The following is a 23,856-nucleotide window of genomic DNA, read 5'->3' on the forward strand; positions in this document are numbered from 1 at the left end:
CTCCCCCTATGTGAGGGAGATGCCCGGCAGGGCAGAGGGGGGCGCTGTCCCGCCAACCTCAGATATCCCAGGGCCATCATGCCTCAACCCTCGCCATATGATCGCTGCCGAACTGCTCCCATTGCGCCGGCGCTGGCTCGAAACCCTGCGGGCGCACAAGCGACGGCACCTGGCGTGTGTCCAGTTCGAAATGCTCGCGCCGTCGCTCGATGGTCGGAACCGCTGCGATCAGTTTCTTCGTATAGGAATGCTTCGGCTCCGACAGCACCGAGGCCGCATCGCCGATCTCGACGATCTGGCCGGCAAAGATGACGGCGATGCGGTGCGCGATCCGCTCGACCACCGCCATGTCGTGCGAGATGAAGAGATAGGCCAGTCCGAACTCGCGTTGCAGCTCGACCAGCAGCTCCAGCACCTTGGCCTGCACCGAGACATCGAGCGCCGACACTGCTTCATCGAGAACTACCACGGACGGGTTGAGCATCAGCGCGCGGGCAATGCACAGCCTCTGCCGTTGGCCGCCGGAGAATTCATGCGGATAGCGCTCCAGGCTATTCCTGGGCAGGCCGACGCGCTCCAGCAGGCCCGCCATCCTGGCGCGTGTTTCTGCATTCACCCGGCCGCCGTTGGCGATCACCGGCTCGGCCAGGATGCTTTCGATGGTCAGCCTTGGATTGAGCGAGGCATAGGGATTCTGGAACACCATCTGCACGGGCTTGGCGCTGCGCTCCGCGGAAGCCGCTCGTGCGCCGACCGAGAAGCTGCCGCGCGTCGAGCGCACCAGCCCGAGGACCGCCTTAGCGGTGGTCGATTTGCCCGAACCGCTTTCGCCGACGATGGCCAGCGTCTCACCCGGCATCAGGTCGAAGTCGACGCCATCGACGGCATGCACGGCGCCGGTGGCGCGGCTGAAGAAATTGCTCTTGAGAGGGAACCGCACCACCAGGCCCTCAACCTTCAAGGCGGGTTCCATGCGCTCGTCCTTGTCGCGTTGTCCGTCCGCGCGCGTCGCGCTTCCCCTGGCGAAATGCGGCACGTCCTGCAGCAGGTGCTGCGTGTAGGGGTGCCGCGGTCTGTCGAGGATATGGTTCAGCTCGCCCTGTTCGACAGCTTGCCCATTCTGCATCACCAGCACCTTGTCGGCGATGCCGGCAACCAGGCCGATATCGTGGGTGATGAAGATGACAGACATGCCTGTTTCGCGCTTCAACTCGGCCAGCAGCGCCATGATCTGTGCCTGCACGGTGACGTCGAGCGCGGTGGTCGGCTCGTCGGCGATCAGCAGGCGCGGATTGCAGGCGAGCGCAATGGCGATCATCACCCTTTGCAGCATGCCGCCCGACAGCTGGTTTGGCGTGTATTTCAGCCGCCGCGCGGCATCGGGAATGCGCACGCGATCGAGCGCATCCTTAGCTGCGGCCGTGGCTTGCCGGCCGGTCAGTCCGCGATGCAGCCGAAACGATTCCTCGATCTGCGTGCCGATGGTCAGCACCGGGTTCAGCGAGGTCATCGGCTCCTGGAAGATCATGCCGATCTCGGCGCCGCGAATACCGGTCAGCTGCGGTTCGGTCGCACTTATCAGGTCGAAGAGGCTGCCGTCGGCCCGCTTCAGCTTCATCGCTCCGCCAGTGATGCGGCCGCCACCGAAATCGATGAGCCGGTTGATCGACAGCGCGGTGACGGATTTGCCTGAACCACTCTCACCAACAATGGCCAGCGTTTCGCCATCGGCAAGGTCGAAACTGACGCCGCGCACCACCTCATTGGCGTGCGGATCGCGGCCGAAGCCGACGCACAGATCGCGAACGGACAGCAACGTCATGCCGGCGCCCTCCGCATCCTGGGGTCGAGAATATCGCGCAAGGCATCACCCAGCAGGTTGAAGCCGAGGATACTGATCATGATGGTCAGGCCCGGAAAAATCATCAGCCAGGGCGCGGTCTCCATCAGATTGCGGCTGTCGCTCAGCATCAGGCCGAGCGAGGCGGCGGGCGGCTGCGTGCCCAGCCCGAGGAAGCTCAAGCCGGCTTCCGTCAGCAGCGCCCAGGCCAGCGCCAGCGTCACCTGCACGGTCAGCGGCGCCACCAGATTGAGCAGCAGATGGCGGGTGACGATATAGCTCGAGCTGCTGCCGAAGGTGCGCGCGGCGTCGACAAATTCGCGGGCCTTCAGCGACAGGGCAGGGCCGCGCACCACGCGCGTGAAGATCGGCGTGTAGACGATGCCGATGGCGACGACACTGGTCCATGTGCCCGGCCCGGCGACGGTGACGATGAGCAATGCCAGAAGGATCGCCGGAAAAGCCAGCAGCACGTCCATGATGCGCATCACCAAGCCGTCCCAGCGGCGTCCGAGCCAGGCGGCCGCCAGCCCGAGCACGGTGCCGGCGAGGGTCGCGAAGGCCACCGAGAAGAAGGCGACCGTGAAGGATTGGCCGATGCCGGCCATCAGCCGGCTGGCCACGTCGCGCCCGAACAGGTCAGTGCCCATCCAGTAGGCGCCATTGGGTGCGTGCAGCCGGTCGACGCGGAACTGCATGATCGGATTGTGCGGCGTCAGCCCGAACAGGCCGAGGATGGCGACCAGCAAATAGACGCCGACGATGACGCCGCCGACGCGGCCGCTGCCATGGCCGAAGATGGCGCGCAGGATGCGCATCACTGCTCTCCCAGCCGGATACGCGGATCGAGCGCGACATAGGCGAGGTCGACCAAGAGATTGACGATCATGAAATTGAAGGCGACGAACAGCACGGCTCCCTGCACCAGCGCGTAGTCGCGCTGCAGGATGGCGTCCAGCACCATGCGACCAAGGCCGGGCAAGGCATAGATCTGCTCGACGATGACGGCGCCGCCCAGGAGATAGCCGAATTCGATGCCGCTCAGTGTTACGACCGGGATCAGCGCATTGGGGAGTGCATGCCGCCAGATGACGCTGCGCGCCGACGCGCCCTTGCTGCGCGCGGTGCGTACGTAATCGTCGCTCAAAACGTCGAGCATCGCCGAACGCGATATGCGCGTGACCGACGCGGCGAAGGCAAAGCCCAGCGTGATGGCGGGCAGGATCAACTGGCTGAGATTGCGCAAGGGATCCTGCCAGAGCGGCGCGAATTCGCCCATCGCCGGCAGCACGCCGAAGCCGGCCGACAGCGTGTAGATGATCAGCAGGCCAAGCACGAAGCTTGGCGTCGACTGGCCGATCATGGCGGCGATGCGCACGCCGAGATCCGATAGTTTCTCATTGTGCGTGGCGGCAAAAATCCCCGCCGGCATGCCGACGGCAAGCGCAATGATCATCGACAGCAGAGCCAATTCCAGCGTCAGCGGGAAGCGTTCGAGGATGACGTCGAGCACCGGCCGGCCATAGGTGACGGAAACGCCGAAATTGCCGTGCAGGATGCCGCCGATCCAGCGCCAGTACTGGACGAACCAGGGCTGGTCGATGCCGAAGTAGGCGGCGAGCGAATCCCGTTGTGCCGGCGTCAGCAGGCCGGCTTCGGTGCCCAGCATCGCCGTGATCGAATCGCCCGGCACCATCCGGATCGCCACGAAGACCAGGATGGACACGCCAAGCAGGACGAGAGGAAACGTCGCCAGTCGTCGCATCAGATAGTTCACGCGAAGAAGTCCTCTTGTCCAATACCTGTGGCGGCTACTGCTGGATGGTAACCTTGCTCAGGCTGAACAGCGTGCCGGTCGGCGTCGGCACGAAGCCGGCGATGTTTTTCTGCTGCGCCGTGTAGCTATAGGAGGTGTAGAGCCAGATCCACGGCGACATCTCGGCGAGGTGCTTCTCGAATTCGGCGAAGATCGCCTTGCGTTTGGCCGGATCGGTCTCGGCGCGGCCCTGCTGCATCTGGCTGTCCAGCGTGTCGTCGATGTAGTTGGCCACCTTCTGCAGATTGCCCGCCTTGGTCCAGTAGCGGTTGTACATGGTGTAGGGGTCGGCGCGGCCGCCATTGAGCGCGATCGCCATGTCGAAATCGCCTTTCAGCCAGGCGTCGACATAGACATTGAGCTCCATCATCTTGATGTCGAGCTTGACGCCGATTTCAGCCAGCTGCGACTGGATGACCTGCGCCTCCGCCGCCGCGGTCGGCGGCTCGCCGGTGGCACCGATCACGGTTGCCGAAAAGCCGTCGGCAAAGCCAGCTTCGGCCATCAGCTTCTTGGCCTTTTCGACATCGCGCTTGTAGCAGAAGAGCTGGGTCGGATCGGTGGCGAGCGCCGGGATGGTCAGCGGTCCGGTGACCTTGCCTTCGCCGAGCGAAGCGGTGTCCAGCACCTCCTGTCGGTCGATGGCGCAAGAGATCGCCTGGCGCACCTTGAGCTCGGTCATCGGCTTGCGCGATGGGTTGAGCTGCAGCACGTGATAGGCAAGCACCGGCACGCGGTTCAATTGCAGGCTAGCCTCCTTCGGCACCAGCGTGGCGACCAGCGGGTCGTTGAGTAGCGCGAAATCGATCTGCTTGGTGCGCATGGCGGCCAGGATCGCCGCCTCGTCGGGCAGCACGCTGATCTCGATGCCGTCGACGCCGGTCGCGCCGCTGGCCCAATCCTTGTTGGCGCTGAGCACCTCCTTGGCGTTAGGGTCCCATTTGTCGAGCTTGAAGGGGCCGGAGCCGACCGCCTTGGTGCCGATCGAGCCGGCCTTGATTTCACTGGCTGGGACGATCGCCGCGTTGACGTCGCTCATCGCCGTCAGGATCGGCACGTCGGGCTGCGACAGGTGGAACACGACGGTTGCCGCATCAGGCGTGTCGATGCTGGCGATCGAGAGGAAGTTGGCGCGGGCGGCGGCACCCGTTTTCTCGTCGAGGATCCGTTCGAACGAGGCCTTGACGTCGGCGGAAGTGACGGCCGTGCCGTCCTGGAATTTCGCCTTGGGATCGAGCTTGAAAGTCAGCTCCTTGCCGTCTTTCGAAAACGCCCACGAGGTGGCGATGGCGGGGATGATCTGCAGGCTGGCATCGACCCGCACCAGCGGCTCGTAGATCAGTTCCAGGAGCCGCAGCGACGAAAAAGCTGTCTGCTTGTGCGGGTCAAGACCGGTGGCGTCCTGTGACCAGGCCATGTGCAGCGTTGCCGCCTGAGCCGAAACCACAGCCACGCCGAGCATCGCGGCAACCGTGATGCCCGACAGGAGTGTTCTTGTGAGATGCCTTGCCATTTTCGTCTCCCATTATGATTTGAACTTGATGCCTTGCAGTTTCTGCGGACCGCTTCCAAGACACACATGCTTTGGAGTATCGGCCCAGTCTATGCGGCTTCGCGCCGTCTTGTCTAAAGCGGCTTCTTGCCGTCTTGTCCCAGGCGGTTTCATGCCGTCGGGTCACTGATCGCCTTTCGCAGGAAGCCTCCGGCCTTGCCGAGGGCAGCCCGCGCCGCCTCGACATCGAGGCCGGTGATCGTCACCAGGATCGCCAGCTTCACATCGTTGCTTGTTTGGTGGAGCGCCTGTTTGGCCTGCTGCGCCGTGCAGCCCGTCGTCTGCATGACCATCCTGGTTGCCCTCGCCACCAGTTTCTTGTTGGACGGGTTGAGGTCGACCATCAGATTCTGAAAACTCTTGCCGATGCGGATCATCGAGGCCGTGGTCAGCATGTTGAGCACCAGCTTCTGCGCGGTTCCCGACTTCAGCCGGGTCGAGCCGGTCAGCACTTCGGGGCCGACGACCGGCGAGATGGCAATGTCGGCGATGCCGGCAATGGTCGATGCCGGATTGCAGGACAAGGCAACCGTGGTCGCGCCGACCTGCTTGGCGTAGTTCAGCCCGCCGATGACGTAAGGCGTGCGCCCGCTGACCGCGATGCCCATCACGACGTCGTCCGGTGTGAGCCCGATCTCCTGCAACGCCTGCGCGCCCATTTTCGGGTCATCCTCAGCACCTTCCGTCGACCGCACCAGAGCGTCCGGACCGCCGGCGATCAGGCCGATCACCATGTCTTCGGGCACGCCGAAAGTGGGCGGGCATTCCGAAGCGTCGAGAACGCCGAGCCGGCCGCTGGTGCCGGCGCCGACATAGATCAGCCGCGCGCCCTTCTGGAAGGCAAGCACGATCCGGTCGACCGCGGCGGCGATTTCCGGCAGCACCTTTTCGACAGCCACAGGCACAAGCCTGTCTTCGTCATTGATCTTGCGCAGCACATCGATGGTCGGCAGCAGGTCGATATCCATCGTCCGCGGGTTGCGGCCTTCGGAAACCAACAGGTCCAGCTCAGACATCAACCCGTGCTCGGTCATTCCAGTGCCTTCAAAAATTCTGCTGCCGGCGTCCGGTATGGCTCAACGAACGCCAGGGCACACGGACCTCGGGTCCGTCATCGCAGTTTTTCTTTGTTAACTTTTTAGAATTCTATATTCACATCGTCAACAGCAATATGGAATATTTTATTCCTACCTTCGCTAAGCCTGCAATACGCAGAGCGACCGTTTGGCAAGGATGATCGCGCCGGACACGGCGTCGCCGTCGGCGGGCTTGAGGCGGCGCCGGACATCGGGCGAAAGCCAGGGTTCGAGCGGGCTGGCAAGGCCGCCCAGCAAGGTCACGCGCGGCGCGCCTTTTTCGAACAGCACCCGCACCAGCGTGTCGATCTGCCCGGCGGCACTTTGCACGATGCGCCGCCCGGCTGGATCGCCCTGGTCGGCATGGCGCATGACCATCGGCGCCAGGGCGGCGTAATCCGTGGCGCTGGCGCGGTCCATCCAGGCGACCGCTGCCATCGGGTCACCCTCGAAGCGCTGCATCACCTCCGCCAGCAGCGCCGTCCGCTCGTGCCGCCCGTCATGGGCGCGCAGCGCCAGTTGCACGACCTTCAGGCCAAGATCGGCGCCGCTGCCTTCGTCGGAGATCGGAAAGCCGTAGCCGCCGACGCGCAGGTCGCGCCCCTCGACAAAGCCGAGGCCGATCGAACCGGTGCCGGCAATGACGATGGCGCCGTCCTCACCGGAGTGCGCACCCAGGCAAGCGCCGACGCCGTCACTGACGAAATCGATGCTGGCAAAGGGGTGCGCGATCGCCCGCAACGCCTCCAGCGCGCCCTTGCGGCCGATACCGGCAAGGCCGATGCCGGCACGAATCCGGGCGATTTCGGTCGGTCCAAAGCCAGCCTCCTCGATCGCGGCGCCAAAGGCTTTGGCGATGGAAGCCCAGGCCGCGTCGATGCCGAGCCGCGTCGACGCCGGGCCGGACAGGCCTTGTCCCATCAAGTTGCCTTGCGCATCCTCGATGCGGGCTCGGCAGCCGGTACCGCCGCCATCGACGCCGAGAAAATAGTCCGGGCCGCTCATGCGCTCAGCCGCTCGATGTCGGCGCCGCAAAGGCGCAGCTTGCGGTCCAACTGCTCATAGCCTCGATCGAGATGATAGACGCGGTTAATGATCGTCTCGCCTTCGCTGACCAATGCCGCCAGCACCAGTGACACCGAAGCGCGCAGGTCGGTGGCCATCACCTGCGCGCCATGCAGCTTCTCGCCCCCGCGCACCAGCGCCATGGTGCCCTGCAGCTTGATGTTGGCGCCGAGCCGCATCAGCTCCGGCACATGCATGAAGCGGTTCTCGAAGATGGTCTCGCGCAACAGCGATGCACCCTCGGCGCAGCACATCAGCGCCATGAACTGCGCCTGCAGGTCGGTCGGAAACCCCGGATAGGGTTCCGTCGTGAGATCGGCGGCCTTGAGCGGCCGCTCGCGCGAGACGATCAGCCCACGGTCGCCGGGCCAGACGCTGACGCCGGTGGCCTCCAGCAATTGCACCACCGAGGCCATATGCTCGAGCCGAGCGTGGGTGAGCTCAAGCTGGCCGCCGGTGATCGCCGCGGCGATGGCATAGGTGCCGGCCTCGATGCGGTCCGGAATGATGTCGTGCCTGGCCGCGTGCCAGCCGGTGTCGCCGGCGATCAAGATCCGGTGCGTGCCGGCGCCTTCGATGCGCGCCCCCATGGCGTTGAGGCAAGCGGCGAGATCGGCCACTTCCGGCTCGCGCGCTGCGTTGAGGATTTCGGTTTCGCCCTTGGCCGTGGTCGCCGCCATCATGGCGGTTTCCGTTGCCCCGACGGACGGCGAGCTGAGCACGATGCGCGTCCCGGTCAGCCCGTTCGGCGCCGAGGCGACGATCAAACCATTCTCGATGGCGATCTTGGCGCCGAGTGCGGCGAGGGCGGCGACATGCATGTCCACCGGCCGCGCGCCGATCGCGCAGCCGCCGGGCAGCGAAACGCGGGCGTGGCCGAACCGGGCGAGCAGAGGCGCGAGCACGAGAACCGTCGCGCGCATTTTGCGCACCGTGTCATAAGACGTTTCTTTCGAAACGGCGGCACTGGTGTCGATCGTCGCGGCATGGGCCGACCGCGTCACCTCGGCGCCATGAAGCCGCACGACGCCGAGCATATTCTCGACATCGGTGACATCTGGCAGGTTGGTCAGTTCGAGCGGGTAGGGGCTGAGTAGGGCGGCCGCGATCTGCGGCAAGGCGGCGTTCTTGGCGCCGGAAATGGTGACCGCGCCTTCCAGTCTTCGTCCGCCAACGATCCGCAATCTGTCCATGGCTGAACCCTTTCGTGGCGATAGCCCGGGCGGCGGTCGGCCTCTCCGGGAGAGCCATTCGATTCTCGAACCCGGCCGATCCGAGAATTAATTCTGCGTTCTTGGCTGTCAATCGAAATTGGAATATTTTATTCCTCCGAGCATCGAAGCGTTCCAGAGGGTTCATGTCCGTTCTAAAAAAGATCAATGCGAAGCTCGACGGCATGGCGCCCGGCGATCGCGAGATCGGCCAGTACATCGTCGACAATCCCGACGAGATGCTGCGCCTGTCGACGGCAGCGCTTGCCGCCCAGATCGGGCGCAGTCAGTCAAGTGTCGTCAAGTTTAGCCAGAAGCTCGGCTATGCAAGCTATCAGGAACTCAAGCTCGCCGTCAGCGAGGCCAAGGCGCAGGACTGGCAGGTGCCGGCCGGCGTCATCCATGGTTCGATCGAGGTGGGCGACACCTATCCGGTCATCCTCAAGAAGCTAATCGGCAGCAAGCTGCTGTCGATGCAGCAGACCGTCGCCGCCAACAGCGAGCGCATCATTTCCCGGACGCTGGAACTGCTCGATGGCGCGCGCCGCATCCATCTGGTCGGCGTCGGCGCCTCCTCGCTGGTGGCGCGCGATTTCTCCTACAAGCTGATGAAGCTCGGCCGCAACGTGTTGCACGACAGCGACAGCCACATCCAGATGGCCAATGCCGCGACGCTGGGGCCAGGCGACGTGCTGTTCGCGCTGTCCTATTCCGGCGCCAGCATCGAAACCTTGCGCATCGCCGAGCTCGCCGCCAAGCGCGGCACGACGGTGATCGCCGTCACCGGCCTGCACGACAATCCGCTGAGCCGTGTCGCCGACATCCGCCTCTACACCATCGCCGATGAGGAGCGCGCGCGCTCGTCATCCATCACTGCGCGTGACGCGCAGCTGACGCTGACCGATCTGTTGTTCATCCTTTTGCTGCAGAAGCAGCCGGACGCCAACGACTATGTCCACAACAGCGAGGCGGCGGTCTCGGTGCTGAAGGCCGAGCGGTCCTCGTAAGGTCTCAGACGCTTTCGAGATAGGTCTCGATCTCGAAATCGCTGACATTGAGCGCGAAGGTGTTCAACTCCTGGCGTTTGCAGGCGACGAAGGAGTCGCGCAGGATCGCTGGGAAAATCTCCGCCACATGCGTGCCGCTTTCGAAGGTGGCGATCGCGGATGCCCAGTCCGGCGGCAGCTTGGCTGGTACTGCACCTTGCCCGTCGCTCCCGGTCGGCTCGCCCGGCGACATCTGCCTTTCGATGCCGATCAGCGCGGCGCCCAAAATGGCGGCAAGCACCAGATAGGGATTGGCGTCAGCGCCCGACACGCGATGCTCGATCCGGCGCGCCCCGGCCGGACCGCCGGGAATGCGGATCGCCACCATGCGGTTCTCGTAGCCCCAGGCGACCGCGGTCGGCGCATAGGAGCGCGGGCGAAGCCTGCGGTAGGAATTGAAGTGCGGCGCAAACACCAGCGTGCTCTCGGCCATCGCCGCCAGCAGCCCGCCGACCGCGTGGCGCATGGTTTGCGAGCCCTGATCGGTACCATCGTCGAACACGTTGCGGCCTTCGGCGTCGACCAGACTGAAATGGACGTGAAAACCGTTGCCGGCCCGGTCGCCATAGGGTTTGGCCATGAAGCAGGCGGCAAAGCCGTGCTTGCGGGCAATGCCCTTCACCGTGCGCTTGAACAGCACCGCGTCGTCGGCCGCCCGCAGGGCGTCGGCGACATGGTTCAGATTGATCTCGAACTGGCCGACGCCGTTTTCGGCAATCGCCGTGTCGACGGGAATGCCTTGCGCCCGACAGGCTTCATAGACGTCGTGGATGAAGGCCTCGAAATCGTCGATCTCGTCGATCGACAGCGCCGCGTCGGAATCGAGACGCCGCCCGGTGACCGGTGACACCGGCCCGACCGGCCGCTGCGATTGCGGATCGACCAGATAGAATTCGAGTTCCGTCGCCGCGACCGGGGTCAGGCCGAGCGCCTTGTAGCGGTCGAGGATGCGGGCCAGCGCCCGCCGGGGGTCGCCGAGATAGGGCGCGCCGCTTTCGTCGGCGAGCCAGAGCGGAACGAGTGCCGTCGGATGCGCCGTCCAGTCCACCGGCAGGATGCCGCGTCCCGTCCATTGGCAGAGCCCATCGGCATCGCCGGTCGAGAAAACCAGGCTGTTGCCTTCGATGTCCTCGCCCCAGATGTCGAGCCCGATCAGCGAATAGGGCATGCGCAGCTTGCCTTCCAGCGCCTTGCGGGCCTGCTCCACGGGTATGCGTTTTCCCCGCATGACGCCGTTGAGGTCGCACACCGCCGCCCTCAGACTCTGTATGTCGCTTCTGCTTTCAAGCCAGCTCAGAACGTCCGCAATTGCATCGCTCAATTTTAAAACCTCTGGTTTTCGAAGGTGCCAAAGCCCTGCCGGCTGCGCTATCCCTGATAAAAATTCTTGTGAGTTTTCGGAAAGCCTATCCGGCTGCTGCCGGACATTTTTCCTTATTTTTTCAAGTCACTAGCTGGGATATCGGGAGGCATTTCAAAACCAATTGCGCGATCTGCGATCGCAACATAGAGGCAAGAAGGCGGAAAGCCAAGGGGCATTCGGCATGCACGATCGGCCTTGGGTCGAGCGGCTATCACCCTCCAACCCTAGCCTCTGGCTCCCGGAAATCTGGCCTGCCGCAGGATGTGCGCCGCGCCTTCGTCTATGTCGCGAACGATGGCTGCACGAGCACGCGCCGCGTCCTGCGCCTCGATCGCGGCGACGACTTCCTCGTGATAGTCGATGTCGAGGATGGAGGCGAGATCGTCCTCGAACCCCATGGCGAGGTTCCTGAGGAAGGGGCCGACCTGCATCCACACGGTCTCGATCAGGAAGATCATCTGCTCGTTGCCGCAATGGCGATAGATCGAGAATTTGAAGGCGTAGTTCTTCCTGAGATAGTCGTCGATATCGCCCTCGCGCGCCGCCAGGGTCAATTCGCTGCTGTGGCGTCGGATCGTCCGCAGATTGTTGCCGTTGACGAGTTTTGTGGCGAGCTCGGTCGCCGAGCCTTCCAGGATCGTGCGCACGGCGGTCAATTGCGAAAACCGTTCGGCTGAAATGACAGGCACCTCGACACTGCCGTTCGGCATCGGGCTCAGCGCCCGCAATGCCTGCAGCCGCATGAATGCGCTGCGCACCGGCATGTCGCTGGTGCCGAGTTCCTTGGCGAGCTTGCGCGACGTCAGCTTCTGGCCCGGCGTGAACTGGCCCGACATCAGCGCCCGCACAAGCTCCAGATAGACCTTCTCATGCAGGGGCACGCTGTCGATGGCGCTCAACCCGAATTGTGTCCTGTCGGCCATTGGCGGGGGCGCTACTTCGTTCTGAAATCTGGCCTGACGACGGCAGCCGCAGATGATCCTGATTGGGCCGAGCACGGCGGACGCCGAAGTCAGCGATATATCGGCGCATGATAGACACCTCAATCGTTACGCCGCAAGCCGTCAGCGATGCCGCCAGGGGCAGGTCGCGCGGCACGAAGGTGGCGCACGCGGTAGTCGCGTAGCAGTTTGCAATATCGCGATCACAAATCTTGACCTTGCGCGCACTTGCACGTCCGGCCGCTCTCTGGCTTTTTGGGGCACCCATCCGAACGGACTGATTCGCGTCATGCCGCTCGATTGCAATGTCCTAGAGGCAGTCTGCGGATGGGTCGTGAAGCGCGCGCAATTGGCGAAGGAGAAGCAGGCATGGCCGAGTTCAAGAAGCCGGAAATCTCCGAGATGAGGCCCAAGATCACTGTTATCGGTGTCGGCGGCGGTGGCGGCAACGCCATCAACAATATGATCGCGGAGCAGCTTCAGGGAACCGAATTCATTGCCGCCAACACCGATGCCCAGGCGCTGACCATGTCGAAGGCGACGCGGCTGATCCAGCTCGGCGCGCATGTCACGGAAGGGCTGGGCGCCGGCTCGCTGCCCGAGATTGGCCGCGCGGCGGCCGAGGAATCGCTCGACGAGATCATGGATCATCTGGCGGGCACGCATATGTGTTTCGTCACCGCCGGCATGGGCGGGGGCACCGGCACCGGCGCTGCCCCGGTCATCGCGCAGGCGGCGCGCAAGGCCGGCATCCTGACGGTGGGCGTCGTCACCAAGCCCTTCACCTTCGAGGGCCGGCGCCGGATGCAGATGGCCGAGGAGGGCATCGAGCGGCTGCGCGAAGCCGCTGACACGGTGATCGTCATCCCGAACCAGAACCTGTTTAGGATCGCCGATGCCAAGACCACCTTCGCCGATGCGTTCGTGATCGCCGACCGGGTGCTTTATTCCGGCGTCAGCTGCATCACCGATCTCATCGTCAAGGAAGGCCTGATCAATCTCGACTTCGCCGACGTTAAATCGGTCATGCGCGGCATGGGCCGCGCCATGATGGGAACCGGCGAGGCGTCGGGCGAAAGCCGGGCGATGAAGGCGGCCGAAGCCGCGATCGCCAACCCGCTGCTCGACGAAGTGTCAATGAAAGGCGCCAAGGGCGTGCTGGTGTCGATATCGGGCGGCCGCGACATGACCCTGTTCGAGGTCGACGAGGCCGCTACGCGCATCCGCGAGGAGGTCTACGAGGATGCCGATATCATCGTCGGCGCTATCTTCGACAAGAGCATGGAAGGCCGTTTCAGGGTCTCGGTGGTGGCGACCGGTCTCGATAGGGCGATCGGCGATGCAGATGCCGGCATCGCGCATGACCATTCCATGCCGTCCGCCGCGCGGATCTTGCAGTAGGCTTTTTCTCTTCGGATTGACGGAGCCTCGGACATCTCTCGACGCGCTGGCGGCACTGGTTCAGGGCGCCATCACGGCAAACCTGTCGGAGGCGTCGACCGCCGGTCTCGTGGCGCTGGAGGAACGCGCGGCGCGCAGCAGCGAATGCCTGGAAATCCTGGCATCGGTGCCGCCGCTCGCCGTCATCATCCGCTACGGCGAGGCCCGCAAGACGGAAACCGCTCGCCTGTCAGGCCTGCTGGAGCGGCTGATTATCGAGGGCGGCATCGCGCTCGCCTACGCCGCGCGCGACCTCGACGCTCAGGCTTCGGCGGCGCTGGTTGGCGCCATGCGCAAGGCCGATGAGGCGATCAAGCTCGTCGAACCGGAACAGGACGTCCTAGACGCCTGGCGCAACGGACTGGCAGCGGTGCTCGACGGATCGCGGTCGACGGCGCTGGTGGCCGGCTGCGCCGCGCACCTGCTCTACGAAGCTGGCCATCTGTCCGCCGAAGCCGCAGCTGGCCTGATCGAGCGGCGCCTCTCTCCGGGCACGCCGGTCACCGAGGCCGCGGGCTTCTTCGAGGGCTTCTTCAGCACTGCCGGTCAAAGGCTGATCTATGATGAAAGCCTGCGTGGCGCGGTTGATGCCTGGCTCAAATCCCTCGACGAAGACGCCTTCATCGCGCACCTGCCGCTGCTGCGCCGGGTGTTTTCGCATCTGGATTCGATGGAGCGGCGGCGATTGATCGAAGCGGTGCTTGGCCGTGTCCGGCGCTTGCCGGTAGGGCTGACGTCGACACCAAACGGCGATGAGGCCTGGCGCCGGCATCTCGAACGGCTTGGACCTTTGCTGATGAGTGGGAACGGCAATGGATGACCAAGTCGACATCGGCGAAACGGAGCCCGCCGGCGACAGCCGGGAGCGTCGCTGGCGGCTGGCGATCGGTGCCGACGACCAGTCCTCCCCAGCGCTGTCAGACACCGACAAGCGGCTGTCGGCGGCGCTCGATGCGCTCTATGGCGATGGTGCCGGCGATACGACCGCCGATCCGCGCAAGCGGCGCGGCGGGCTCGGCCGCTCGGCGCCCCGGGTGGCGCAATGGATGGGCGATATCAGGTCGTTCTTTCCTGCGCAGGTCGTGCAGATCGTCCAGAAGGATGCGTTCGAGCGGCTCAATCTGAAGCAGATGCTGATGGAGCCGGAATTCCTCAAGGCGATCGAGGCTGACGTCAATCTCGTCGCCGACCTGATCTCGCTGCGTTCGGTCATGCCGGCCAAGACCAAGGATATAGCGCGCACCATCATCGCCGATATCGTCGCCAAGCTGATGCAGCGGTTGGAACAGAAGACCGCCGAGGCGATCCGCGGCGCGCTCGACCGGTCGCAACGCACCAACCGTCCACGCCAGCGCGACATCGACTGGCCGCGCACCATCTCGGCCAACCTTCGCCATTACCAGGCCGAGCACAAGACCATCGTGCCGGAGAGGCTGGTCGGCTTCATGCGCAAGCAGCGTAGACTGGTCGACCTGGACGAGGTGGTGCTGTGCGTCGACCAGTCCGGCTCGATGGCAAGTTCGGTGATCTACGCCTCGATATTCGCCGCCGTGATGGCTTCCTTGCCTGTGGTGCGGACCAAGCTCGTCTGCTTCGATACGGCGATCGTCGACCTGACCGAGGAACTCAGCGATCCCGTCGAGGTCCTGTTCGGCGTGCAGCTTGGCGGCGGCACCGACATCAACCAGGCCGTCGCCTATTGCGCCGACCGTATCGAGCGGCCGACCAAGTCGCATATGGTGCTGATCACCGACCTTTATGAGGGCGGCAACGGCCAGGAATTGCTGCAGCGGCTGGCGTCACTCGTTCGCTCCGGCGTCAATGTCGTGGTGCTTCTGGCGCTAACCGATCAGGGCAGGCCGGGCTATGACCCGAAGATGGCAGGCTCCGTGGCAGCGCTCGGCATCCCGGTCTTCACCTGCACGCCGGATCTGTTTCCCGACATGATGGCAGCGGCCTTGCGACGGGAAGATGTCAGCGCATGGGCGGCAGGCGCCGACATCAAGCTGGTTCGCGCCGAGGACGACAGTCCGGCGGCCAACCCGTAACCACGCGCTCAACCTGGCGCAATCAAAAAACGGCAATCCAGAACCTGGCTTGAACAGCCGGCCGTACAGACCTGCACGTCGGCTGGGGCTCCCTCGTATCGCCACTCACGGACATCCGCCAGACGGACGGCCGAAGCCCGCTTCGGTCGCCATGTCGCGATTTGCACAAGGGGTCGCTTGACACCGATCGTCCATTGTGAAAAATTTTGCAGCAACTGATAAAAATATCATAGGGCGGAAATGGTAGGGTTCGGCAACGGCCTCCTGCGCGACGATGAAACCAGCATGGCGACGCGTGCCGCGTGGCTTCACTATGCCGGCGGCCTGACCCAGTCCGAGGTCGCCAAGCGGCTGGGGCTGACCAGCCTCAAGGCCCATCGCCTCATCACCAAGGCCAACCAGGAAGGGCTGGTGAAGGTCTATATCGACGGTGAAGTGTCGGAATGCGTCGAGCTCGAGGACGAACTCTCCCGCCGCTACGGCCTCGATTATTGCGAGGTGGTTCCTGACTTCGATTCCGAGGATCTGCCGCTCAAGGCGCTCGGCATTGCCGGCGCGCAGTTCCTCAAGCGCGAGATCGAGCGCGGCGAGGAAGCGCTGATCGGCGTCGGCCATGGCCGCACGCTTGCCGCTTGCGTGGAATATCTGCCGCGCACCTCGACCGACAAGATCCGCTTCGTCTCGCTGCTGGGCGGCCTGACGCGCAAATTCTCGGCCAACCCGCATGACGTTATTCACCGCCTGGCCGAACGGACGGGCGCCGAAGCCTATGTCATGCCAGTGCCGATGTTCGCCAACACCGCCGAGGACCGCACCGTCCTGCTCGGCCAGAAGGGCATCAGCGAGGTCTTCGATCTCGCGCGATCCGCTGACCTTCTGTTCGCCGGCATCGGCACCGCCGAGCGCGAGGCGTCGCTGGTCGCCACCGGCATGATCGAAAAGGGCGAGATGGAGGAGATCCGCCGCAATGGCGGCGTCGGCGAATTGCTCGGCCATTTCTTCGACGAGGCCGGCAAGGCGGTGGCGACGACCGTTTCCGACCGGGCGCTGGCGCTGACGCGTGAGGATATCAGCAGCCGCCGGATCGTCGCCGTCGCCGGCGGCAAGATCAAGGTTCGCGCCATCAAGTCGGTGCTCGAAGGCCGCTATCTCAAGGGCCTGATAACAGACGAGCGGACGGCGCGATCGCTCGTGGAAGAGACGCCGGTCGGGTAGCCGGTATCGGTTTCAATTGAAACTACCCTGTGGAGGAGAAGACAAAATGCATGAGAAAGAGAAAGACCTCATTGATGCCTTCCTGCGCGGACAAGTCGACCGTCGCGGGCTGATCAAGGGCCTCGGTGCCATGGGCCTTGCCGCCGGCACCGCCGGCACGCTGCTCAATCTGGGGCAGACCCGAGCGCTTGCCGCCGACTTCGACTGGCAGGCGCATAAGGGCAAGACCATCAAGCTCCTGCTCAACAAGCACCCCTATGCCGATGCGATGATCGCCGATCTCGAGAACTTCAAGAAGCTGACCGGCATGAACGTCGTCTATGATGTGTTCCCGGAAGACGTCTATTTCGACAAGGTCACGGCAGCCCTTTCGGCAAGCTCGCCCGAATACGATGCCTTCATGACCGGCGCATACATGACCTGGACCTATGGCCCCGCCGGCTGGATCACCGACCTCAACGAATGGATCAAGGATCCGGCCAAGACCAACCCGAACTATGCCTGGGACGACTTCCTGCCTGGCGTCAAGAATTCTTGTGCCTGGAATGGCAAGCCGGGCGGCGCGCTGGGTTCGGATGATGCCAAGCAGTGGTGCATTCCGTGGGGCTTCGAACAGAACAACATCACCTACAACAAGGCGATGTTCGACAAGGCCGGCGTCACCATTCCCGGCAACATGGACGAGATGGTTGCCGCGGCGGCCAAGCTCACCAAGGATGTCGGTGGCGGCGTCTACGGCATCGGCGTGCGTGGCTCCCGCTCCTGGGCGACAATCCATCCGGGCTTCCTGTCGGCCTACGCCAATTTTGACCAGAAGGACCTCAACGTTTCGGCAGACGGCAAATTGTCGGCCGCGATGAACACCGCCCAGTCCAAGGCTTTCCACAAGCAGTGGGTTCAGATGATCCAGGAGAGCGGCCCCAAGGACTGGTCGACCTACACCTGGTATCAGGTCGGCACCGATCTCGGCGCCGGCGCCTCGGCGATGATCTTCGACGCCGATATCCTCGGTTACTTCATGAATGGCGGCGACAACAAGATGGCCGGCAAGCTCGCCTTCGCAAGCTTCAAGGCCAACCCGGCAGCCAAGGCGGCGACACCCAACATCTGGATCTGGTCGCTGGCGATGTCCAATTTCTCGAAGGACAAGGACGCCACATGGTATTTCATGCAATGGGCCTCCGGGCCGGAGCATGGGCTGTTCGGCGCGACCAAGATGGACTTCGTCAATCCGGTCCGCCAGTCGGTCTGGAAGGACGAGATGTTCCGCGAGAAACTGAACAAGAGCTATCCCGGCTATGTCGAGATGTTCGACGCCTCGGCGCCCGGCGCCTCGATCAAGTTCACGGCGCAGCCGCTGTTCTTCGATCTCACCACCGAATGGGCGGCGACGCTGCAGAAGATGGTAGCCAAGGAGGTGCCGATCGACGAAGGCCTCGACAAGCTCGCCGAAAGCATCAACGGCCAGCTCAAGGAAGCCGGACTCGGCTAAGTCGCAACGAGTGCCGGCCTGCCTGGCGGGCCGGCCCTCGTCACACCTTTTCACGTTTGCGATGCGGTGCCGGAAGGTGACCGCTATTTCGCCCGACCGGTCGCCTTGCTCCCTTGGGCGGCCGGCAGGGCGAAGCGACAGCGATAACGGAGCAACTCGATGACTGCGGTGGTATCGCAAAGGCCCAAGCCATCCGGCTTCAGGATCAGCAAGAAGGTGCTGCCCTATGTGCTCAGCCTGCCGGCCTTGCTCGTCTGCATCGGCATCCTGATCCCGTTCTTGACCTCGGTCGTCTATTCCTTCCAGCGCTACCGGCTAAGCCAGCCCTGGGCGCGGCAGTTCAACTGGGGCGACAACTACATCTCCTTCTTCACCGATCCGAAATTCTGGAACACGCTCAAGGTGTCGCTGCTCTATGCCGGCACCACCGTCGTGCTGGAACTACTTCTCGGCCTCGCCATCGCCATGCTGCTGCAGAAGCGCTCCACACTGAACAATTTCATCTCGATCATGCTGTTGATGCCGCTAATGACGGCGCCGGCGCTCGCCGCCCTGATGTGGAAGCTGATGACCAATCCCGGCTTTGGCGTCTTGAGCTATCTCGCCAGCCTGATCGGATTGCAGGATTTCCGCTGGGCCTCGTCGCCGTCGACGGCGCTGTTCACCGTCGTGCTCGTCGACATCTGGGTCTACACGCCCTTCATCATGATCCTGCTGCTCGCCGGCCTGCGCAGCCTGCCGACGCAGCCCTTCGAAGCGGCCGCGCTCGATGGCGTGCCGCGAAGCTTCGTCTTCTTCCGCATCACACTGCCGATGCTGACGCCCTACATCCTGACGGCGACTTTGTTCCGGCTGCTCGATTCCATCCAGCAGTTCGATATCATCTATGCGATGACCCAAGGCGGGCCGGGCGACACGCTGACCGTCTTCCAGGTCGAGGCCTATCTCAACTTCTTCCAGTCGACCAATGTCGGCCGCTCGGCGGCTCTGATGATCATCCTGTGGGCGATCACCTATTTCCTCTCCAACATCTTCATCAAGAACTGGCTGCGGCTGCGCGAACGCGCCCGTGGCCAGGCATAGGAGGCCGGGATGGAACACACCTCGTTTCTCGAGCGCATCCTGCGCGGTGTTGCACTGACGCTGGTGGTGATCTTCTTCATGTTCCCGATCGTCTGGATCTTCATGATGTCGTTCCAGACCAACGAGACCATCCTGCGCATCCCGCCGCAGCTGATCTTCGAGCCGACGCTCGCCAACTACACCGCGCTGATCACCGGCAAGCTGATGACGGCAGCCGGCACGCTCGACATCGCCTTCATGCGCAACCTCTGGAATTCGGTGTTCCTGTCGGTGACCTCGGTGGCGGTCTCGCTGCTGCTCGGCGTGCCGGCCGCCTACGCCTTCGCGCGGCACAAGTTCCGCGGCTCGGAGGACATCGCCTTCACGCTGCTGTCGTTCAAATTCGCGCCGGCGCTCTTGGTGCTGCTGCCGCTCACCCTCTATTTCCAGAAGCTCGGTCTCGCCAACACCTATGTCGGGCTGATCTGGGTCTACCAGCTGATCTGCCTGCCGCTGATCCTGTGGATCGTGCGCGGCTATTTCGAGGATATTCCGGCCGACATCGAATATGCCTACCGCATTGGCGGCCATTCCTGGTTCGCCACCTTCCGCAAGATCGCGCTGCCGCTCGCCGGCCCTGGTATCGCCGCCGCCGGCCTGCTCGCCTTCATCTTCGCCTGGAACAATTTCGTCTTCGCCCTGGTGCTGGCCTCGGCCGACAAGCAGCCGGTGACGGTCGGGGCGCTCGCCTTCATCACTTCCTCGGGCATCCAGTACGGCCAGATCTCAGCGGCCATCGTGCTCTCGATCACGCCGACGCTGGCGCTCGCCCTCTATGCGCAGCGCTATCTCGTCGAAGGCCTCTCGCTTGGCGCGGTGAAAGGATAGACATGGCCAGCCTCGAACTCAAAAACATCGTCAAGCGCTACAAGAGCCAGACCGTCCTCGACAATCTGTCGCTGACGGTTGCCGACGGCGAAACCCTTGTCCTGTTCGGCCCGTCCGGCGCCGGCAAGACGGTGCTGCTGCGCCTGGTCGCCGGCGTCATCGATCCGGATGAGGGCAAGATCTTCATCGGCGGCGACGACATGACCGATGTCGACGCGGAATACCGTGGCGTCGGCATGGCGTTCCAGAATTTCGCGCTGTTTCCGCATATGAGTGCGTTCGACAACATCGCGACGCCCTTGGAGGCCAAGCGGTCCTCGCCGGGCGCCATCAAGGCCGGCGTCGAGAGCGTCGCCAAGCTGTTGAAGATCGCCCATGTGCTCTCGCACAAGCCGCGCGCGCTCTCCAACGGCCAGAAGCAGCGCACCGCGCTGGCCCGCGCGCTGGTCGGCTCGCCGCCGCTGCTGCTGCTCGACGATCCCTTGCGCAATGTCGACGCCAAGCTGCGCTTCGAGATGCGGCTCGAACTGCCGCGTTTGCTTGCCGATCGCGGCGCCACCGTCGTCTATGTCACCCAGGACTACAAGGAAGCCATGGCGCTCGGCGACCGCATCGCCGTGATGTCGCAAGGCGTCATCCGGCAGCTCGGCACACCCGAGCAGATCTATCGCGAACCGGCCAATATCGAGATCGCGCGGCTGTTCGGCGACCCCACCATCAACCTGCTCGACGTCAAGCCCGCGCGGGATACAAGGGGGATTTATGTCGGCCTGTCCAACGTCCAGGTCCATCTGGCCGGCGCTTACGACGCGGCGGTCGGCCGCGATTGCGTGATCGGTCTGCGGCCGGAAGCGCTGAGCTTCGTCGAGGAGGGCATCCCCGGCGCCATTCCGGTGACGGTCGAGGCCGAGACGCCGCTCAACGAAAAGATCGTCACCCTGGTGCGCACGGTACGCGGCCGCGAGGTCCTGGTCTCGCGCCCGGCCGGAACGCCGGGCCGCAGCGAGGGCAAGGCCCATATCGCCGTCGACGGCAAGAGCGCCTTGCTGTTCGATCACGCCAGCGGCGACCGCATCGGTTCCAAGAACGTCGTCGCCTTGCGCAACGGAGAAGCCGCATGAGCCAGAGCGCGCTCACCATATTAGGTGTCGACAAATTTTACGGCCCGATCGATCGCGGTGTGCATGCGGTCAAGAACCTGACGATAGAAATCGGCAAAGGCGAGATCGTCGCCCTGCTTGGCTCGTCCGGCTGCGGTAAGACGTCGACGCTGCGCATGATTGCCGGTTTCGAGGAGGTGTCGCGCGGCGCCATCTCGGTCGGTGGCCGTCAGGTGCACACCTTGCCACCGGTCAAACGCAATGTGGCGATGGCCTTCGAAGGCTATTCGCTCTATCCGCCGCTGACCGTGCACGAGAACATGGCCTTCGCGCTCAAGGCGGCGAGGCTGCCGAAGAGCGAGGTCGACGCCAAGGTCGCCAGCATCGCCAAGCTGCTCGAGATCGAGGACATATTGGAGCGCTACCCGAGTTCGATTTCCGGCGGCCAGCAGCAGCGCGCCAGCCTTGGCCGGGCACTGATCCGCGAGGCCGACCTGCATCTGTTGGACGAGCCGATGGGGCAGCTCGAACCGCAGCTTCGCGCCGTGCTGCGCGGCCGCATCAAGCACTTCATCAAGGAGCGCGGTCTGACGGCGATCCTGGTTACCCACGACCAGACCGAGGCCAATGCGCTTGCCGACCGCATCGCGGTGATGGAAGGCGGCGTGCTGCAGCAGTTCGACACGCCTGACCGGATTAAGGAGCGCCCGGCGAACCTGTTCACCGGCACCTTTGTCGGTGAGCCACCGATGAATGTCTTCGAGGCCTATGTCGCAACCGCCGCCGGCCGCATCAATCTCAAGCTGCCCGACGGCCTGTCGCTCGACTACGACAAGGACGCCTTCAGCGCTGCGGTTCGCGATCAATTACTCAGTCGCGAGCGGGTGGTGATCGGCATCAGGCCTTACGCGGTCCGGCGCTCGAAGGAAGGTGTTCCCGCCAGGGTTTCGGCCAACCAATGGCTCGGCGACCAGACGCATATCGCCGCCGACTTCGCCGGTGGTTCGCTGGTCCTGGTCGAGCATGACCGCACCCGCCTCGATCTGGGTGCGCCGATCAATGTCAGCATCGATCCGAAAAACCTGCATGTCTTCGACCAGGTGAGCGGCAAGGCGATTTCGCACGGCATGGAGCTTGCCTGATGCGCGACATACTGATCGGCATCGACGCCGGCACCTCCGTCATCAAATCCATCGCCTTCGACACGTTGGGCCGGCAGATTGCCGCCGCCGCCTTGCCCAACCACTATGAAACGCTGCCGGGCGGCGGCGCCGAACAGGATCTGGCGCGCACATGGAGCGATGCCGCCACGACCTTGCGCCAGCTAGCCGACAAAGTGCCCAATCTCGCCAACCGGACGGTGGCGATCGCGGTGACCGGGCAAGGCGACGGCACCTGGCTGATCGACGCCAAGGGCGAGCCGGTGGCCAAGGGCTGGCTCTGGCTCGATGCACGTGCCGCGGCCGTCGTCGAGGAAATCCGCGCGCGGCCCGAGGATCGGCTCCGCTTCGAGAAGACCGGCAGCGGGCTCGCCGCCTGCCAGCAGGGTTCGCAATTCGTCTTCATGAAGCGCACCATGCCCGCAATGCTCGGCAAGGCGGCAACGGCATTCCACTGCAAGGACTGGCTCTATTTCAAGCTGACCGGCGAGCGCGCCACCGATCCGTCGGAGGGCACCTTCACCTTCGGCGATTTCCACACCCGCGACTACAGCGACGAGGTGCTCGACGTGCTCGGCGTCGCCGATCTCAGGCATCTGCTGCCGCCGATCGTCGACGGCACAAGGCACAGCACCGCTCTGTCGCAGGCAGCGGCCGACGCCACCGGGATGCTGGCCGGCACGCCGGTCGTGCTCGGCTATGTCGACGTCGTCTGCACCGCGCTCGGCGCCGGGCTGCTGGATCGCCAGCGCAAGCCCGGCTGCTCGATCATCGGCTCCACCGGCATGCATATGCGGCTGGCCGAGACACCGGATGACGTGCAGCTGAACGACGCGGCGACCGGCTATACGATGGCGATGCCGGCGCCCGGCGTGTTCGCGCAGATGCAGTCCAACATGGCGGCGACGCTCAACATCGATTGGGTGCTTGGGCTCGCCTCGGGCATTCTCGCCTCGCAAGGCATTTCGCGCAGCAATGGCGAGATGATCGCGCTGGTCGATGCCTGGATCGCGGCCGCGCAGCCGGCCTCGCTGCTCTATCAGCCCTATGTGTCGGAAGCCGGTGAGCGGGGGCCGTTCGTCGACGCCAACGCCCGAGCGGGGTTCGTCGGCATTTCCTCGCGGCACGGTTATGCTGACCTCGTCCGCGCCGTCTTCGAAGGGTTGGCCTTCGCGGCACGCGACTGCTACACCGCCATGGGGCCGCTGCCGCGCGAAGTCCGCCTCACCGGCGGCGCGGCCAGAAGCCCGGCGCTGCGCAAGATCCTGGGTGCGGCGCTGGGTGCCGACATCCGCACCAGCGCGCGCGAGGAGGCGGGCGCGGCGGGCGCGGCGATGATCGCCGCGGTCTGCGTGGGTCTCTACCCGTCCATGGATGCGTGCGTCGGCGAATGGGTGACGCCGCTGCTTGGTGAAGCCGAGCCGAGCGACCGGAACCTCGCCGCGATCTACGACAAGATGACCCCGTCCTACACGTTGGCGCACCAGGCGTTGCGGCCGGTCTGGCGCGCGATGGCTTCAGTGCAGGCAAATTGAGAAGTC

Annotated in this window: 20 protein-coding genes; 11 read left to right on the forward strand and 9 right to left on the reverse strand. The window is 64.2% G+C overall.

What is annotated here, in order from left to right:
• Positions 1 to 76: 76 nt before the first annotated feature.
• The 7 genes from MAFF_RS29580 to murA all read right to left on the reverse strand — a co-directional run bounded on the left by MAFF_RS29580 (position 77) and on the right by murA (position 8,542).
• The gene (locus tag MAFF_RS29580) at positions 77 to 1,822 is read right to left on the reverse strand and encodes an ABC transporter ATP-binding protein (RefSeq protein ID WP_010914698.1); all 1,746 of its coding nucleotides are present in this window, start codon (positions 1,820 to 1,822) and stop codon (positions 77 to 79) included.
• Positions 1,819 to 2,658, reverse strand: a complete 840-nt coding sequence (locus tag MAFF_RS29585; protein ID WP_044549632.1) for an ABC transporter permease — start codon at positions 2,656 to 2,658, stop codon at positions 1,819 to 1,821. The genes MAFF_RS29580 and MAFF_RS29585 overlap by 4 nt, the downstream gene beginning before the upstream one ends.
• Positions 2,658 to 3,617 carry an ABC transporter permease gene (locus MAFF_RS29590; protein WP_010914700.1) on the reverse strand — a complete coding sequence of 320 codons (960 nt, stop codon included), beginning with the start codon at positions 3,615 to 3,617 and terminating at the stop codon, positions 2,658 to 2,660. Before MAFF_RS29590 ends, MAFF_RS29585 begins: the two co-directional genes overlap by 1 nt.
• A 34-nt stretch (positions 3,618 to 3,651) precedes the next feature.
• The gene (locus MAFF_RS29595; RefSeq protein ID WP_010914701.1) at positions 3,652 to 5,169 is read right to left on the reverse strand and encodes an ABC transporter substrate-binding protein; all 1,518 of its coding nucleotides are present in this window, start codon (positions 5,167 to 5,169) and stop codon (positions 3,652 to 3,654) included.
• A 149-nt stretch (positions 5,170 to 5,318) separates the two neighbouring features.
• Positions 5,319 to 6,242 (reverse strand): N-acetylmuramic acid 6-phosphate etherase, encoded by a 924-nt coding sequence (murQ, locus tag MAFF_RS29600; protein WP_010914702.1) that lies wholly within the window; start codon positions 6,240 to 6,242, stop codon positions 5,319 to 5,321.
• A gap of 162 nt (positions 6,243 to 6,404) precedes the next feature.
• Positions 6,405 to 7,289, reverse strand: coding sequence for an N-acetylglucosamine kinase (locus MAFF_RS29605; RefSeq protein ID WP_010914703.1), 885 nt, complete (start codon positions 7,287 to 7,289; stop codon positions 6,405 to 6,407).
• Complete coding sequence (gene murA / locus MAFF_RS29610) at positions 7,286 to 8,542, reverse strand: UDP-N-acetylglucosamine 1-carboxyvinyltransferase (protein WP_010914704.1); 1,257 nt, start codon at positions 8,540 to 8,542, stop codon at positions 7,286 to 7,288. The genes MAFF_RS29605 and murA overlap by 4 nt, the downstream gene beginning before the upstream one ends.
• Positions 8,543 to 8,706: 164 nt before the next feature.
• On the opposite strand from murA, the gene MAFF_RS29615 reads away from it, so the two are divergent.
• Positions 8,707 to 9,567 (forward strand): MurR/RpiR family transcriptional regulator, encoded by an 861-nt coding sequence (locus tag MAFF_RS29615; RefSeq protein WP_010914705.1) that lies wholly within the window; start codon positions 8,707 to 8,709, stop codon positions 9,565 to 9,567.
• Between the two features lie 4 nt (positions 9,568 to 9,571).
• Here the strand turns inward: MAFF_RS29615 and MAFF_RS29620 are convergent, their stop codons facing one another.
• Together MAFF_RS29620 and MAFF_RS29625 are read right to left on the reverse strand one after the other, a co-directional pair.
• Positions 9,572 to 10,927 (reverse strand): glutamine synthetase family protein, encoded by a 1,356-nt coding sequence (locus MAFF_RS29620; protein WP_010914706.1) that lies wholly within the window; start codon positions 10,925 to 10,927, stop codon positions 9,572 to 9,574.
• Positions 10,928 to 11,193: 266 nt separating this feature from the next.
• Positions 11,194 to 11,868: a GntR family transcriptional regulator gene (locus MAFF_RS29625; RefSeq protein WP_244420650.1), complete on the reverse strand. Its 675-nt coding sequence runs from the start codon at positions 11,866 to 11,868 to the stop codon at positions 11,194 to 11,196.
• 411 nt (positions 11,869 to 12,279) lie between these two features.
• On the opposite strand from MAFF_RS29625, the gene ftsZ reads away from it, so the two are divergent.
• The 10 genes from ftsZ to MAFF_RS29675 all read left to right on the forward strand — a co-directional run bounded on the left by ftsZ (position 12,280) and on the right by MAFF_RS29675 (position 23,850).
• Complete coding sequence (gene ftsZ, locus MAFF_RS29630; protein ID WP_010914708.1) at positions 12,280 to 13,311, forward strand: cell division protein FtsZ; 1,032 nt, start codon at positions 12,280 to 12,282, stop codon at positions 13,309 to 13,311.
• A 16-nt stretch (positions 13,312 to 13,327) separates the two neighbouring features.
• Complete coding sequence (locus MAFF_RS29635; protein WP_244420651.1) at positions 13,328 to 14,170, forward strand: DUF5682 family protein; 843 nt, start codon at positions 13,328 to 13,330, stop codon at positions 14,168 to 14,170.
• Positions 14,163 to 15,398 carry a VWA domain-containing protein gene (locus MAFF_RS29640; RefSeq protein WP_044549640.1) on the forward strand — a complete coding sequence of 412 codons (1,236 nt, stop codon included), beginning with the start codon at positions 14,163 to 14,165 and terminating at the stop codon, positions 15,396 to 15,398. Before MAFF_RS29635 ends, MAFF_RS29640 begins: the two co-directional genes overlap by 8 nt.
• 240 nt (positions 15,399 to 15,638) lie before the next feature.
• Positions 15,639 to 16,613 (forward strand): sugar-binding transcriptional regulator, encoded by a 975-nt coding sequence (locus MAFF_RS29645; RefSeq protein WP_010914711.1) that lies wholly within the window; start codon positions 15,639 to 15,641, stop codon positions 16,611 to 16,613.
• Between the two features lie 46 nt (positions 16,614 to 16,659).
• Positions 16,660 to 18,105 (forward strand): ABC transporter substrate-binding protein, encoded by a 1,446-nt coding sequence (locus MAFF_RS29650; protein ID WP_010914712.1) that lies wholly within the window; start codon positions 16,660 to 16,662, stop codon positions 18,103 to 18,105.
• 159 nt (positions 18,106 to 18,264) lie between these two features.
• The gene (locus tag MAFF_RS29655; protein ID WP_010914713.1) at positions 18,265 to 19,188 is read left to right on the forward strand and encodes a carbohydrate ABC transporter permease; all 924 of its coding nucleotides are present in this window, start codon (positions 18,265 to 18,267) and stop codon (positions 19,186 to 19,188) included.
• A gap of 9 nt (positions 19,189 to 19,197) precedes the next feature.
• Positions 19,198 to 20,055, forward strand: coding sequence for a carbohydrate ABC transporter permease (locus MAFF_RS29660; protein ID WP_010914714.1), 858 nt, complete (start codon positions 19,198 to 19,200; stop codon positions 20,053 to 20,055).
• A 2-nt stretch (positions 20,056 to 20,057) separates the two neighbouring features.
• Complete coding sequence (locus MAFF_RS29665; RefSeq protein WP_010914715.1) at positions 20,058 to 21,176, forward strand: ABC transporter ATP-binding protein; 1,119 nt, start codon at positions 20,058 to 20,060, stop codon at positions 21,174 to 21,176.
• Positions 21,173 to 22,297, forward strand: a complete 1,125-nt coding sequence (locus tag MAFF_RS29670) for an ABC transporter ATP-binding protein (RefSeq protein ID WP_010914716.1) — start codon at positions 21,173 to 21,175, stop codon at positions 22,295 to 22,297. Before MAFF_RS29665 ends, MAFF_RS29670 begins: the two co-directional genes overlap by 4 nt.
• Entirely contained in the window at positions 22,297 to 23,850 is a 1,554-nt protein-coding gene (locus MAFF_RS29675) for an FGGY-family carbohydrate kinase (protein WP_010914717.1), read from the forward strand. Before MAFF_RS29670 ends, MAFF_RS29675 begins: the two co-directional genes overlap by 1 nt.
• Positions 23,851 to 23,856: the final 6 nt, after the last annotated feature.

Source organism: Mesorhizobium japonicum MAFF 303099 (assembly GCF_000009625.1).
GTDB lineage: Bacteria > Pseudomonadota > Alphaproteobacteria > Rhizobiales > Rhizobiaceae > Mesorhizobium > Mesorhizobium japonicum.